14 protein-coding genes are annotated in these 14,425 nt (G+C 30.1%); 3 read left to right on the forward strand and 11 right to left on the reverse strand.

The features are described from left to right. Positions 1 to 3: 3 nt before the first annotated feature. Entirely contained in the window at positions 4 to 867 is an 864-nt protein-coding gene (locus Q0762_RS11895; protein WP_018942691.1) for an RNA polymerase sigma factor RpoD/SigA, read from the reverse strand. 238 nt (positions 868 to 1,105) lie between these two features. Between Q0762_RS11895 and Q0762_RS11900 the strand changes: the two genes are divergently transcribed. Both Q0762_RS11900 and Q0762_RS11905 read left to right on the forward strand, forming a co-directional pair. Then, positions 1,106 to 1,672 (forward strand): sigma-70 family RNA polymerase sigma factor, encoded by a 567-nt coding sequence (locus Q0762_RS11900; RefSeq protein ID WP_298767122.1) that lies wholly within the window; start codon positions 1,106 to 1,108, stop codon positions 1,670 to 1,672. 8 nt (positions 1,673 to 1,680) lie between these two features. Beyond that, positions 1,681 to 1,854 (forward strand): hypothetical protein, encoded by a 174-nt coding sequence (locus Q0762_RS11905; RefSeq protein ID WP_298767123.1) that lies wholly within the window; start codon positions 1,681 to 1,683, stop codon positions 1,852 to 1,854. 750 nt (positions 1,855 to 2,604) lie between these two features. Here Q0762_RS11905 and Q0762_RS11910 read toward each other — a convergent pair. From Q0762_RS11910 to Q0762_RS11920, 3 genes are all read right to left on the reverse strand, one after another. Further along, positions 2,605 to 3,396 carry a hypothetical protein gene (locus tag Q0762_RS11910; RefSeq protein ID WP_298767124.1) on the reverse strand — a complete coding sequence of 264 codons (792 nt, stop codon included), beginning with the start codon at positions 3,394 to 3,396 and terminating at the stop codon, positions 2,605 to 2,607. Between the two features lie 63 nt (positions 3,397 to 3,459). Continuing rightward, positions 3,460 to 5,073 carry an Ig-like domain-containing protein gene (locus Q0762_RS11915; RefSeq protein ID WP_298767125.1) on the reverse strand — a complete coding sequence of 538 codons (1,614 nt, stop codon included), beginning with the start codon at positions 5,071 to 5,073 and terminating at the stop codon, positions 3,460 to 3,462. 55 nt (positions 5,074 to 5,128) lie between these two features. Continuing rightward, entirely contained in the window at positions 5,129 to 5,821 is a 693-nt protein-coding gene (locus Q0762_RS11920; protein ID WP_298767126.1) for a ComF family protein, read from the reverse strand. 149 nt (positions 5,822 to 5,970) lie between these two features. Between Q0762_RS11920 and Q0762_RS11925 the strand changes: the two genes are divergently transcribed. Continuing rightward, a complete protein-coding gene (locus Q0762_RS11925; RefSeq protein WP_298767127.1) occupies positions 5,971 to 7,518 on the forward strand; it encodes a glycine--tRNA ligase in 1,548 nt (515 codons plus the stop codon). A gap of 232 nt (positions 7,519 to 7,750) precedes the next feature. Here the strand turns inward: Q0762_RS11925 and groL are convergent, their stop codons facing one another. From groL to miaB, 7 genes are all read right to left on the reverse strand, one after another. Beyond that, entirely contained in the window at positions 7,751 to 9,388 is a 1,638-nt protein-coding gene (gene groL / locus Q0762_RS11930) for a chaperonin GroEL (RefSeq protein ID WP_298767128.1), read from the reverse strand. Positions 9,389 to 9,496: 108 nt separating this feature from the next. Then, positions 9,497 to 9,772 carry a co-chaperone GroES gene (locus tag Q0762_RS11935; protein ID WP_298767129.1) on the reverse strand — a complete coding sequence of 92 codons (276 nt, stop codon included), beginning with the start codon at positions 9,770 to 9,772 and terminating at the stop codon, positions 9,497 to 9,499. Between the two features lie 174 nt (positions 9,773 to 9,946). Further along, on the reverse strand, positions 9,947 to 10,276 hold the full coding sequence (secG, locus tag Q0762_RS11940) for a preprotein translocase subunit SecG (RefSeq protein WP_298767130.1): 330 nt from the start codon (positions 10,274 to 10,276) through the stop codon (positions 9,947 to 9,949). A 6-nt stretch (positions 10,277 to 10,282) separates the two neighbouring features. Next, positions 10,283 to 11,017 carry a hypothetical protein gene (locus Q0762_RS11945; RefSeq protein ID WP_298767131.1) on the reverse strand — a complete coding sequence of 245 codons (735 nt, stop codon included), beginning with the start codon at positions 11,015 to 11,017 and terminating at the stop codon, positions 10,283 to 10,285. Between the two features lie 57 nt (positions 11,018 to 11,074). After that, entirely contained in the window at positions 11,075 to 11,581 is a 507-nt protein-coding gene (gene lptE / locus Q0762_RS11950) for an LPS assembly lipoprotein LptE (RefSeq protein WP_298767132.1), read from the reverse strand. Between the two features lie 57 nt (positions 11,582 to 11,638). After that, on the reverse strand, positions 11,639 to 12,865 hold the full coding sequence (locus Q0762_RS11955) for a sigma-54 dependent transcriptional regulator (protein WP_298767133.1): 1,227 nt from the start codon (positions 12,863 to 12,865) through the stop codon (positions 11,639 to 11,641). Between the two features lie 88 nt (positions 12,866 to 12,953). Further along, the gene (gene miaB, locus Q0762_RS11960; protein ID WP_298767165.1) at positions 12,954 to 14,411 is read right to left on the reverse strand and encodes a tRNA (N6-isopentenyl adenosine(37)-C2)-methylthiotransferase MiaB; all 1,458 of its coding nucleotides are present in this window, start codon (positions 14,409 to 14,411) and stop codon (positions 12,954 to 12,956) included. Positions 14,412 to 14,425: the final 14 nt, after the last annotated feature.

Raw genomic sequence — 14,425 nt, forward strand, 5'->3', positions numbered from 1 at the left:
CAATTACCCTAAATAAGTCATTAAAATTTTAGATCTAGAAGTATGTTTTAATCTTCTAATTGCTTTTTCTTTAATTTGACGCACACGTTCACGAGTCAAATCAAAAGTTTCACCAATTTCTTCTAAAGTCATTGGTTGGTGTTCACCTAAACCAAAGTATAATTTCACAACATCTGCTTCACGTGGTGTAAGTGTTTCTAATGCTCTGTTTATTTCTATTCGTAAAGATTCATGTAATAAAACTCTATCTGGATTTGGAGATTCACCAGAGTTTAAAACATCGTATAAATTAGAATCTTCACCTTCAATTAGTGGTGCATCCATAGATACATGACGTCCAGAATTTTTCATAGATTCCTTTACGTCATTAACCGTCATGTCTAGTTTCTTAGCAATTTCTTCTGCACTTGGTGGGCGCTCATTTTCTTGCTCTAAGAAAGCATACATTTTATTAATTTTATTAATAGAGCCAATCTTGTTTAAAGGTAAACGCACAATACGAGATTGCTCTGCTAACGCTTGTAATATAGATTGACGAATCCACCAAACGGCGTAAGATATAAATTTAAAACCTCTAGTTTCATCAAAACGTTTTGCTGCTTTAATTAAACCTAAGTTACCTTCATTAATTAAATCGGGTAAAGTTAAACCTTGGTTTTGGTATTGTTTTGCAACAGAAACTACAAAACGCAAGTTTGCTTTTGTTAATTTTTCTAGAGCTCTTTGGTCTCCTGCTTTAATAAGTTGTGCTAATTCTACCTCTTCATCTGCCGTAATTAAATCTACTTTACCTATTTCTTGTAAATATTTGTCTAGTGATGCAGTTTCTCTATTGGTAACCTGCTTGGTAATTTTAAGCTGTCTCATATTATTTGTTCGCGAGTTTTTAAGGATTATAATAGACTCGCATTTATTTATACGCAACAATAGATGGTTTTGTTACAAAAAAAATATTTTTTTTCAAATTATTTTTAAAACATGCTAGTTTGTAAAAAACTAAAAAGTAGTTTTTGTACCGTTCATCGATAAGATTTTACCATTTAACTTTTTAAAAAAAATAAATGTGACTTATTTTATTTCTTCGTGTCATAAAAACCAAGGAACAGTGAAAACTTTAGCATTACAAATTACCGATGAAGAATTAGTCTTCGAAATAGTAAAAACTAATAATACAGAATTATTTGCAACATTATATGATCGTTTTTCTAGCGTTGTTTATAATAAGTGTTATGGATTTTCTAAAAGTAAAGAAGAGGCGGAAGATTTAATGCAAGACGTTTTTGTAAGGTTGTTTGTTAAATTAAGAACTTTTAAAGGGAACGCAAAGTTTTCTACTTGGTTGTATTCGTTTACTTACAATTTTTGTGTGAATTATGTGCAAAGAAACAGCCATAAGAAGAAAGAGAAAATTACGGTTGTTACAGATGTAATTAAAGATAATACAGATTTTGAGGAACAAGAAGATAAATCTCTTCTAGAATTAAAATCTACAAAATTGGTGAAAGCTTTAGCGATTTTAGACCCTGCAGATAAAATGATTTTATTAATGAAATACCAAGATGATAAGAGTATTAAAGAGATAAAAGAAGTATTAAATATAGGAGAAAGTGCTGTTAAAATGCGTTTAAAAAGAGCAAAAGAGAAAGCTATTAAAATATACGAAGAGTTGTAAAAAAAATAATGAATAATCCATTTAAAAAAATACTTCCAAAACACAAGGTATCTCCAGTTGTAAAACGGAATGTATTGTTGGATGTAAAAATGTTAGAAAAAACATTTAAAATTGCAGATAAATATGTGCTGAAATACCCTAAAACATTAACTAACTTTTTTATTGATAGTAAAGATAAATAGTTGATGTAATTCAAATTAAAAAAAAATACTTTGTTAGTTGTAATGCTCAAAAAACTCAAGATAAATAATATCTTGAGTTTTTTATTTTTATTAAATTTTAATTATCAAAGGGAATAGGTGATTTATTGAACCACGATTTATGAAAACAATATAACAAGGTGCAGTACTCATCAGCTTTATCAAACTACTGAATAAACTAGGAGTTGAAATGATTTTAGCAGGTATATCTGATGCGCTTTATCTTGGAATTAATATAAAGTAAGTACTGCAGTAATTTGCAATGAAGTACATTAAAAAGTAGTTAAAAACTAATTTAAAGACAGTAAAAAACTAGTTCTTCAATATGTCTAAAGTTCTTTTTATTCAATGATTATATATCAAAGGTAGAGTGCATTAGAGGGTTTTGAAAATGTAGTTTTTTTTCTCTGCATGCCAAAAGAATGAGTTATAGTTATGTTGTGCAATAATTACTAGAACTCTATAGTTTTTATGTGTCTATTTTCGCTGTTTCAAGAAGTATTAGTGTATCACAAATAATGTAATTAACAATTAAAAACAGGCCTATGTAAGCTGCTTATTTAATTGTTTTGATAATGATTTAAAAAATAGAAATTAGAAGCTGGAAAATTAATTTAAACTCATTTTAGCTTTATTTAAAAACAGGATTAAATTATGAGTAATTTAATCCTGTTTTTTTAAACTTGCACAGTTTTTAGGATAGTTTCATAATTAATTTACCCCATTGTTTTTTTAATCAAACAAAGGGTAACTAAAGTTTAGGTGATATATTAAACCAATTTGAAAATTAAAAGCCCATTCGTTATTTCTATTTTCAAAAACATCAGCAATTAAACCATCTAATTCATCTGTTAAAAAATAAATATAATTTACTTGAGGCACAAGATCTAACTCTTCTGTTATTTTTATTCTTGTACCAATACCTACATTAAAAGCAAAGGTTTCTCCTTTACCTATACTTAAATGATTGGGATCTTGGTATTTGTTTGGAAGTACAGAAGGGTCTTGAGTCCAGTCACCCAATTCAGATCTTAAATCATTGTTATAAAATGAGTATTGTGCACCAAACGTAAAGAATGGATTAAGCAGCATATCTGAGTGAGGATATATAAACTCTTCTAAAGGGTTTAAATAATATTCTAAATTTATACCTACGTTAAACATATTAACGCTTCCTTTCATGGCTCTTAACTTGGCTCCTCCTATACTTTGTTTTTCGGCCCATTTACCAACATGTTCTAAGTTTGTACTTTTTATATACTGTAACTCAGTTTTAACCATTAAATGATTATGCAACACATTGTTAGGGTCCCAACGTAATGTACGGTTGTAAAAACTTAGATAATGCGATACAGAAAATGAAAGGTCAGTGTTTTTTATTTCACTTTTAAAGTGGCCTCTTTGGCCGTAATCTGATTGTAAACTAGTTGAACCCACAAATACACCAATTTCATGAGTGTAATGTTGTGCGTTAAATTTTAGAATACAAACAATTACAAAAAGAATTGTAATGGAAGTTTTCAAGATATAGGGGTCTAATGTTTAAATCAAAAGTAAATGTTTTTTTTCTTTAATCAAAACAAAGTACTATTTAATTGTAAACACATTTCCTTCTAAAAAGTTATTTGCTCTAACTTCTAATTCTTGTTTAAAATAAATAACTTCCTCAGGTTGTTGTTTCTTTAAAAAATTACCAGTGTCCCAGATCTTATTGTTATTCTTATCTACTATTGCTCTAAAATAATATTTTTTAGGTTCTAAAAGATCAAAAACTAGTTGTTTAGAGTTTTTAACGTAAACACGTTCAATAATTTGATCTTTTTCATTTCCTGAAAGTAAATCAATAATTAAATTTTTATTTTTTATGTTGACGATATCTAAAGTGATTCTGCCGTAATCTTCTAGTTCTTTAGTTCTAATATTGTAATTTAGAGTATCATTTTCTGTATTAAAAATATCTTTAAAAGTACCTGGTAATATTTTAATGTTGTACTTTTCTTTTTGTTTGATGTCAAACAAAAAACCTATTTTATTTTCTTTTTGAGATACAAAATTTTTAAAAGAAACATTTAAAGTATCTTTATTGGTAATTACAATTTTAGTGCTATCTATAAGATTTATTGGGTTATTCCCTTTAATAAAAAAGGTGTCTCTAAAATGTAAAACGCCATTAATGTTGGTTGAAAGTTTTAAAGAATCTATTTTCTTTTTTCTAAGAAAAACGGTTACAGTATCTAAAAAATTTGCATTAGCAACTGTAAAGTTTAAAGAATCTGCCTGAATTGGTGTATGCCAATAATTTAAAGTATCCTTTTCTAAATCTAACTTAGCTACACTTCTAAAAGAATCTGGTACTTTAGAAAGTAAATTTACTTTTAAATCTTTAATTTTTCCTTCATAACCAAATTCAATTTTACCTTTAGTAACCTCTTTAGCTCTTTTAAATTTATAAGGTTGAATTTCTTTAAAAAGTTTGGTGTCTTTTATTAAAATACTGTCTTTGGGTAAATATAAAGTGTCTGAATAAAAACCAATTTTATCTGTTTTTGGATTAAAAATGTAATTGATGTTTGATTCTTCTAAGGCAATTAAAAAATATTTACCTTTTCTTAAATTTGTAAATTTAAAGAACGTTGTGTCTAATGCTGTTGCAACATAATTTGGTTTTTCTTTGTATACTATAGAGTCTGTGTAGGTGCTATCTATTCTATATAAACCTAAATTTGTTCTTTTAGGGTTTGTGTTTTTAAATGCATCAGAAATAGCGCCAGAAGTTGTTAAAGAATCAATATAATTCCCTGTAGAAAATACATATTTAAAACCTTCTAAAGTATTACCTTCATTATTATCTTGTATGGCGTTTCCTAAATTAAAAATATAGGTTGAGTTTGGTTTTAAGCTGTCTAAGATTTCTATAGTTAAAAATTTACTTGCAGTACCTTGAGGTGTAATTAAAAGTGGATTTTTTAATGGTGGAGAAACTACCAATTGTTTGTTTAAATCTTTTGTTTTTACAAATTCGTCAAAATAAAGTTTTATTTCTTTTTTGCTAAAATTAAGGGTTTCATAAGGTGGATTAGCTGTAACAAAAATTGGTGCATTTTCGTCTTTAGGACCACCATCTGGTCTTCCCGTTTTTGCACAATTAGTAAGTAAAAGGCAACCTACAATACAAATAAAAAAGTTTACTATTTGCTTCACTGAAATTAAATTTTATACAAATTAACAACATATTTTTCATTTAAAATCATAAAACTTATTCCGTAAAAGCAATGCTTAAGACACTTACTTTAATGTTTTTTGTTTTTTGAAGTTCTTTTGCACAAGCTTCAATAGTTGCACCTGTTGTAATTACATCATCTACCAGCAAAACATGTTTGTTTTCAAAGTAGGAAGTATTTTTTAAGAAAAACTTAGTATCTAAGTCGTTAAATCGTTCAAAACGAGATTTAAAAGTTTGGGTTTTGCCTGCAAATTTTCTTAATAAAATATGTTCAATTAAAGGTTTTTGAAGGTGTTCGCTAATTTTTAAACCAAATTTATAGACTTGGTTGTAGCCTCTTTCTTTTTTTCTTTTGGAATGCAATGGCACAGGTATTATGCAATCAATTTCTTTAAAACCGTTATTTTCTGCAAATACTTCACCCAACCAATTTCCAAAGAAAACACCAATGTCTTCATTATCTTTGTACTTTAATTCGTGAATTAGTTTTTTGGTAATTCCTTCTTTTCTAAAAAATAACAAGGCGTAAGCTTTTTCTATACTTACTCTTCCGTAAAATGTTTTTGCAACTTTGTTATCCGTATAATTTGCAAAATTAGTTAAAGGTAAATCGTGTCTGCAAAAAGTACACAATATATTTTCATTTGCAACCAATTGATTTTCGCAATTAGCGCATAATTTTGGATAGAAAATATAAAATAAGTCTTTAAGAGATTTTAATAGCACTTTTTGTTTTCAATATACATAAAAATGATGATTCTGTTTTACTATAATATCTTCAATATTAAAATATCATGTTTTACTTTTTTTATAATGCAAAATGAACTCTTTTTTTTATTGAAAAATTTTACGAATCGTTTATCTTTGTCGGCATTATGGCAAAACAAGAAGATCAATTTAAAAAGGTATTATCGCACGCAAAAGAATACGGTTATGTATTTCAATCATCAGAGATTTATGATGGTTTAAGCGCGGTTTACGATTACGCTCAAAACGGAGTTGAGTTAAAGAAGAATATAAGAGAGTATTGGTGGAAAGCAATGGTGCAAATGCACGAAAACATTGTAGGTATAGATGCTTCTATTTTAATGCACCCAACCACTTGGAAAGCTTCTGGACATGTAGATGCCTTTAACGATCCTTTAATAGACAATAAAGATTCTAAAAAAAGGTACAGAGCAGATGTTTTGGTTGAAGATTTTAGAGAAAAAATAAACGAGAAAATTCAAAAAGACATAACCAAAGCAAAAAAACGATTTGGAGATGCTTTTAATGAAGAAGAATTTAGAGCAACCAATCAAAATGTATTGCGACGTCAAAAACAAATAGACGAAATTACAGTAGAGTTAACTCGAGTTCAGGAAGAAAGTGATTTGGCTGGTTTTAAACAACTAATTGAAGATTTAGGAATTAACTGTCCTGTTTCTGGTTCTAAAAATTGGACAGAGGTAAAGCAGTTTAACTTAATGTTTGGTACTCAAATTGGTGCTTCTGCAGAAAGTTCTACTCAAGTGTATTTAAGACCAGAAACAGCGCAAGGTATTTTTGTAAACTTTTTAAATGTGCAAAAAACTGGGCGAATGAAAATTCCTTTTGGAATTGCACAAACCGGTAAAGCCTTTAGAAATGAAATTGTTGCAAGACAATTTATTTTTAGAATGCGTGAGTTTGAACAAATGGAAATGCAGTTTTTTGTAAAACCAGGCACACAAAAACAATGGTATGACTCCTGGAAAGAAACGCGTTTAAAATGGCATTTATCTCTAGGGATGGGCGCAGAAAACTATCGTTTTCATGATCATGATAAATTAGCGCATTATGCAGATGCAGCAGCAGATATTGAATTTAATTTCCCATTTGGATTTAAAGAATTAGAAGGAATTCACTCAAGAACAGATTTCGATTTAAAAGCACACGAAGAATATTCTGGTAAGAAATTACAATATTTTGACCACGAAGAAAATAAAAGTTATGTGCCTTATGTAGTAGAAACTTCTATTGGTTTAGATAGAATGTTTTTAGCAGTTTTTTCTAAAGCTTTACAAGAAGAGGCTTTAGATAACGGAACTTCTAGGACAGTTTTAAAATTACCTGCAGTTTTAGCACCATATAAAGCAGCTATTTTTCCTTTAGTAAAAAAAGATGGTTTACCAGAGGTTGCCAAACAAATTGTTGCCGATTTAAAATGGGACTTTAATGTGTTTTATGATGAAAAAGATGCTGTTGGTAAGCGTTACAGAAGACAAGATGCAGCAGGTACTCCATTTTGTATTACTGTAGATCATGATTCTTTAGAAGATCAATCGGTTACCATTCGTCATAGAGATACTATGGAGCAAAAACGTGTGGCTATTGCAGATTTAAAAGACATTATAAAAGCAGAAGTTGATGTAAAAACTTGGTTGCAGAAGATGGAAGCATAGTTTTTAGTTCTCTGCTTACTTGCTCTTTCTAACAATAAGTTTTTAATAGAATATTAGACCTCACAGCTTTTTAAAAGCTGTGAGGTCTTTTTTTGTTATCACTAAAAAATCCGTTAGAAAATGAATTCTAACGGATTTTTTTATCAGACTTCTCTACAATGTCGAAATGACAAGTTGAAGAGAAATAGTTTATTCACATAAGAGTAGAATAATTATCTGTGGTGATTCACCACTACATCATTCCTGGCATTCCACCACCCATTGGAGGCATTCCACCACCAGCAGGAGCATCTTCTTTAATATCTATTAAAGCACATTCTGTGGTAAGAATCATACCAGCAACAGAAGCTGCATTTTCTAAAGCAACACGTGTTACTTTTTTAGGATCTATAATACCAGCATCTAACATATTTACATAATTGTCTGATTTTGCATCATAACCAAAGTCTTTTTTACCTTCTAAAACTTTGTTAATTACTACAGAACCTTCGCCACCAGCATTTTCTACAATTGTTCTTAAAGGCGCTTCAATAGCTTTGTTTACAATTTGTACACCTGTAGTTTCGTCTAAGTTTTCTGTAGCTAATTTTTCTAAAACTTTTTTAGCACGCACTAAAGCAACACCACCACCAGCAACAATACCTTCTTCAACAGCAGCTCTTGTAGCATGTAAAGCATCATCAACTCTGTCTTTTTTCTCTTTCATTTCTACTTCAGAGGCAGCACCAACATATAATACAGCAACACCACCAGCTAATTTAGCCAAACGTTCTTGTAATTTTTCCTTATCGTAATCAGATGTAGTTGTTTCTATTTGAGATTTAATTTGACCTACTCTTGCTTTAATTGCAGCTGCATCTCCAGAACCATTTACAATGGTTGTATTGTCTTTATCTATTGTAATTCCTTCTGCAGTACCTAATAAATCTAAAGTTGCGTTTTCTAAAGAAAATCCTCTTTCTTCAGAAATTACAGTTCCGCCAGTTAAAATAGCGATGTCTTCTAACATTGCTTTTCTTCTGTCTCCAAAACCTGGTGCTTTAACTGCTGCAATTTTTAATCCACCACGTAATTTGTTTACTACTAAAGTTGCTAATGCTTGTCCGTCTACATCTTCTGCAATAATTAATAAAGGTCTACCAGATTGAGAAACAGGCTCTAATATTGGTAAGATTTCTTGTAAATTAGAAATTTTCTTGTCAAATAATAAAACATACGGATTTTCTAAATCGGCAATCATTTTATCTGCATCTGTAACAAAGTATGGCGATAAATAACCTCTATCAAACTGCATACCTTCTACAACATCTACATACGTATCTGTTCCTTTAGCTTCTTCTACAGTAATTACACCTTCTTTACCAACTTTACCAAAAGCTGTTGCAATTAAGTCTCCAATTACACTATCATTATTTGCAGAAATTGCTGCTACTTGCTGAATTTTATCAGAAGAATTACCAACTTTTTGAGTTTGCTTTTCTAAATCTGCAACAATAACTTCTACAGCTTTATCAATACCACGTTTCAAATCCATAGGATTTGCGCCTGCAGCAACGTTTTTTAAACCTTCTTTTACAATTGCTTGTGCTAAAACAGTAGCTGTTGTAGTTCCATCACCAGCCAAGTCGTTAGTTTTAGAAGCTACTTCTTTTACCATTTGAGCACCCATGTTTTCAAGCTCATTTTCTAGCTCTACTTCTTTTGCTACAGAAACACCATCTTTAGTAACAGTAGGTGCTCCAAAAGCTTTAGAAATAATTACGTTTCTACCTTTTGGTCCTAAAGTTACTTTTACAGCATTTGCTAATGCATCTACTCCACGTTTTAAGCCATCTCTAGCTTCTATATCAAATTTTATGTCTTTTGCCATTGTTTTTTGTTTTTTTGCGGTTAATCTTTCACGATTTGCTAAGATTATTTCCTATAATTTTTGTTTTTTGTTTGCTAAAGGCGAATAGCCAAAAGCAAATAGCTTTTTTTAAATAATTGCCAAAATATCAGATTCACGCATCATTAAATAATCTACGCCGTCTAATTTTAAATCTGTTCCGCCATATTTTCCATATAAAACGGTATCTCCAACTTTTACAGTTAAAGGCTCATCAACTTTACCATTTCCTACGGCAACTACTGTACCTCTTTGAGGCTTTTCTTTGGCATTGTCTGGTATAATTAGTCCAGATGCTGTTGTTGTTTCTGCTGGTGCAGGTTCTACAAGAACTCTGTCTGCTAAAGGTTTAATGTTTACACTCATTTTTATATAAATTTTGAATAATTAAAATATTTTTAATGCACTCAATAAGTCAGAAATTGTGCCAACTCATTAAATCTGACAATTTTTCTTTGATTGTTTTTTTAGGCTAGTTTTAAGCAAAAAAAAATGCCAACGTGTCATTACGTTGGCATTTGATAAGATTTTTAAAAGATGTTATTCTTTAACATCATCTTGTGTTGCAGGTGTTTCTGCGGGTGTTGTAGTTTCTACACCATCTAAAGTATTGTCTAACTTAAAGTTATTATCTCCATCTCTAGGAATTGCAAAATTTGCTAATAAAATTAAAGCAAACATAGCAATTGCTAAAGTCCAGGTTGTGTTGTCTAAAAATTTATTTGTGTTTTGTACACCACCTAAAGATTGTGCACCACCGCCACCAAAAGAAGAAGATAAACCTCCGCCTTTAGGGTTTTGTACCATAACAATTAATATTAAAGCTATGGCTACAATCAAAATAAGAATTAAAAAAGCTGTATAACTCATTGTGTTTTATTTTTGTAAAATTTGTATTCTTTTAATTTGGTCTGCAAAGAAACCACTTTTTTCTGGATATTTCAAACTTAAAATTCGATAAGCTTGTATTGCATTTTCGTATTTCTTTTGCTCTAAATAAACTTTGGCTAAAGTTTCTGTCATTAGTGCATCATCTTGTTGGTTTGTAGTTACAGGAACTACTAAGTTTTTACCTTTTTCTAAAGGTTCTATTTTTGGATTTTTTTCTATAAAAGTATCAATAATAGCCTCTTTTAAATTTACTTTTTTCTTTGGAGCTTTAAATACTTTATTGCTGGTTGAAAGTTGTAACCATTGATTAAAAGAATAGCTTTCTTGTGGCGAAAAGGCTATTGGTTTGCCTACTTCTAGAGTTTCTTTAACGGCAACCTTATCAATTTTATCACTGTGTTTTTGTACTGTTTTTTCTTTTGAAGTTTGTTCTGTATTAGAAATTTTATCAGAAATTTGCTGATGGATATTTTCTTTGGTATGGAACGCTGTAGAGGTAATAAAATCGAATAGTATGCTTCTGTCTTTAGTGTATGCAGCAGTTAATTTTAACTCATTATTATATTTAAAACTATCTGTAGTTTTTAAACCTTTTAGATATAAAGCTCTCGCCGATTGAAAATAAGGATATTCTTCTAAAATAGATTTTAATTCTGCAGTTTCTAATTGCTGAATTTCAACTTTGTTTTCTAATAAACTTGTAAATCTATCTAATTTCAAAATTTATGATTTTAATTGTAGGTATTCTTCCCTTTTGGTAAGGTTAGAAAAGGTATTTTACCATTTACCTACTGAGGCATTAAAAATATCTTGTGTAATTCTTTCTAGTATTTCTCTAAAAGCGGCTTCTTGCACAGCGCCAGTTAATTGTGCAGATGCTGCATAATCTGAATAGAAAGAAAAGGATTGTTCAAAATCTTTCTTTTCATCTAATTTATTTGCATACCTAACATCTACTGTAATTGTAAGTCTGTTTTGAGCAGAAGTTTGGTCTGAGCTTGCGCTCATGGGCGCTATTCTATAACCGGTAATTTCTCCGCTAAAATGTAAATCGCCATTATTTGGTACTAAGTTTAGGTTGGTTTGTCTGGTAAATAAATCTTGCAATTCTAATGTAAATTGCTGACTTAAAGTTGGCTCAATTAATGGCGCCTGATTTGGAAAAAAATCTATTTGAATCGTTTTGGCATCACCAACATCACCACCTGTAAAAGAATAAAACCCACAACTGGTTATAAGTAATGTTAAAATTGCAAATAAAGAAATATAGCTATATTTTTTCATGTAATATGAAGTTTTAAAATTGAAATATTAGGTTTTAAACTAAAACTTAAAATGATCTTATAAATCGTATTGTTTAATTTTTCTGTACAATGTTCTTTCAGAAATACCCAATTCTTTAGCTGCCAATTTACGTTTATTATTGTTTTTTTCTAATGATTTTTTAATCATTTCTATTTCTTTGTCTTGTAAAGATAAAGATTCGTCTTCTTCTATAGTTTCAATAAAATCGTACTCTTTTTCTGTTGTATTTGTTTTTTGTGGAATATTTAAAACCTCAATATCATGTTCTTTTAATTCTTGATCTGAATATATTTTTTCTAAAAGTTGATGATTTTCTTCTTGAACTTCTTCAATATTGCCATTTTTCATTAAGTCTAAGGTCAACTTTTTTAAATCGTTGATGTCATTACGCATATCAAATAAAATTTTATACATAATGTCTCTTTCCGTAGAAAAATCGTTTTCTTTTTTACCGCCAACAATTGCCGGTAAATTACCCGTATTGTTTGGTAGATATTGCTTTAGTTTAATTGCAGAAATTGTTCTACTTTCTTCAATCACAGAAATTTGTTCTGCTAGGTTTTTTAATTGACGAATATTACCTGGAAAACGATATTTTAACAATGCATAAACAGCATCTTCATCTAAACGAATTGCAGGCATTCTGTATTTTTGTGCAAAGTCTGATGCGAATTTGCGAAACAACAGATGAATATCTTCATTTCTGTCTCTTAAAGCCGGTAAATTTATTTCTACGGTACTTAATCTATAATATAAATCTTCTCTAAATTTTTCTTTTTCTATTGCAGCTTGCATGTTTACATTGGTTGCAGCTACAATTCTAACATCTGTTTTTTGAGTTTTAGAAGAACCAACTTTTATAAATTCTCCATTTTCTAAAACACGCAACAAACGCACTTGAGTAGTTAGTGGTAATTCCCCAACTTCATCTAAAAATATAGTACCACCATCTGCTACTTCAAAATATCCTTTTCTGTCTTGTGTTGCACCTGTAAAAGAACCTTTTTCATGTCCAAAAAGTTCGCTATCAATAGTTCCTTCAGGAATTGCACCACAGTTTACAGCAATGTATTTTGCGTGTTTTCTGTGTGATAAAGAATGTATAATTTTAGGAATATTTTCTTTACCAACACCACTTTCTCCAGTTACTAAAACAGAAATATCTGTTGGCGCAACTCGTACCGCTTTTTCTAGCGCACGGTTTAAATGAATATCGTTTCCAATAATTCCAAAACGTTGTTTTATTGCTTGTAAGTTTTCCATCTCTTTTTAGAATAGAGAAAATAGAATAAAGAGAAAAGACGGCTCATTTTTCTATGTTCTATTGTCTAATTTCCTTTTTTCTTATTTTTTAATTATTATCAGAATACCCAACAACAGTACCTTTTAAAGTTGCAGACGTACAATCTTCAACTTTAACCATTACAAAATCTCCTAGTTTGTAGTTTCCTTTATCAAAAACGGCAACTGTATTTTGCGTATTTCTTCCTTTCCATTGATTTGGGTTTTTCTTAGAAGTACCTTCAATTAAAAATTCTTCTGTTTTTCCTAAATGTTGCTGTGTTCTGTATAATGCGTGTTCTTGTTGTAGCTCTATAACTTCTGCTAAACGTCTTTTTTTAACTTCAAAAGGTACATCATCTTCCATTTTATTACCAGCTAAAGTTCCTGGTCTTTCAGAATAAGCAAACATAAAACCAAAATCGTATTTTACATAACGCATTAAGTCTAATGTGTCTTGATGGTCTTGTTCTGTTTCTCCACAAAAACCAACAATCATATCTTGAGAAAGCGACATTTCTGGAACAATCTTAAAGATGTTGTCTACCAATTCCATATATTCTTCTCTTGTATGTTGTCTGTTCATGGCTTTTAGCATGGCATTAGAACCACTTTGAACAGGTAAATGCAAGTATTTGCAAATATTTTTATGTTTTGCCATTACATGAATTACATCTAAATGCATGTCTTGTGGATTAGATGTTGAAAACCTGAAACGGGTTTTAGGATATTTTGTAGCACACATATCTAACAATTCAGCAAAACCAACCGCTGTTGCCTGTGCCATTTCAGAAGCTTTTTTAAAATCTTTTTTTAATCCACCACCATACCAAAGAAAACTATCTACATTTTGGCCAAGTAAAGTAATTTCTTTAAAGTTTTGGTTTACCATTTGACCAATTTCTTCTAAAATACTTTTTGGGTCTCTGCTGCGTTCTCTTCCTCTGGTAAATGGCACTACGCAGAAAGTACACATATTATCACAACCTCTTGTAATAGAAACAAATGCAGAAACTCCATTAGAATTTAAACGTACAGGTGCAATATCGCCATAAGTTTCATCTTTAGATAAAATAACGTTAACGGCATTTCTACCCTCAGAAACTTCATCTAACAAGTTGGGTAAATCTTTATAAGCATCTGGTCCAACAACAAGGTCTACAATTTTTTCTTCTTCTAAAAACTTTTCTTTTAAGCGTTCTGCCATACAGCCTAAAACGCCTACTTTCATGTTTTTGTTAACTTCTCTTTTTACTCTATTGTATTTTTGTAAACGTTTACGAACAGTAGTTTCTGCTTTTTCTCTAATAGAACAAGTATTTACCAAAACCAAATCTGCTTCTTCTAAAACCTGTGTGGTATTATAGCCTTCTTTATCTAAAATTGCGGCTACAATTTCACTATCGTTCATATTCATTTGGCAGCCGTAGCTTTCTATGAATAATTTTTTAGTGTTTTCTTTTTTTTGTTCTGTTACAAGCGCTTTTCCTTGTACCTTTTCGTCTATTACTTTATCCACGTTTTGCATCTCTCTAATAATCA

The sequence above is a fragment of the uncultured Polaribacter sp. genome, assembly GCF_947495205.1.
Lineage (GTDB): Bacteria > Bacteroidota > Bacteroidia > Flavobacteriales > Flavobacteriaceae > Polaribacter.

What these genes read in the sequence shown, in the direction of transcription:
- secG (WP_298767130.1), bottom strand. Translation starts at nt 10,276, where the DNA reads ATGAGTTATACAGCTTTTTTAATTCTTATTTTGATTGTAGCCATAGCT.
- groL (WP_298767128.1), bottom strand. Translation starts at nt 9,388, where the DNA reads ATGGCAAAAGACATAAAATTTGATATAGAAGCTAGAGATGGCTTAAAA.
- Q0762_RS11935 (WP_298767129.1), bottom strand. Translation starts at nt 9,772, where the DNA reads ATGAGTGTAAACATTAAACCTTTAGCAGACAGAGTTCTTGTAGAACCT.
- miaB (WP_298767165.1), bottom strand. Translation starts at nt 14,411, where the DNA reads ATGCAAAACGTGGATAAAGTAATAGACGAAAAGGTACAAGGAAAAGCG.
- Q0762_RS11925 (WP_298767127.1), top strand. Translation starts at nt 5,971, where the DNA reads ATGGCAAAACAAGAAGATCAATTTAAAAAGGTATTATCGCACGCAAAA.
- Q0762_RS11895 (WP_018942691.1), bottom strand. Translation starts at nt 867, where the DNA reads ATGAGACAGCTTAAAATTACCAAGCAGGTTACCAATAGAGAAACTGCA.
- lptE (WP_298767132.1), bottom strand. Translation starts at nt 11,581, where the DNA reads ATGAAAAAATATAGCTATATTTCTTTATTTGCAATTTTAACATTACTT.
- Q0762_RS11905 (WP_298767123.1), top strand. Translation starts at nt 1,681, where the DNA reads ATGAATAATCCATTTAAAAAAATACTTCCAAAACACAAGGTATCTCCA.
- Q0762_RS11955 (WP_298767133.1), bottom strand. Translation starts at nt 12,865, where the DNA reads ATGGAAAACTTACAAGCAATAAAACAACGTTTTGGAATTATTGGAAAC.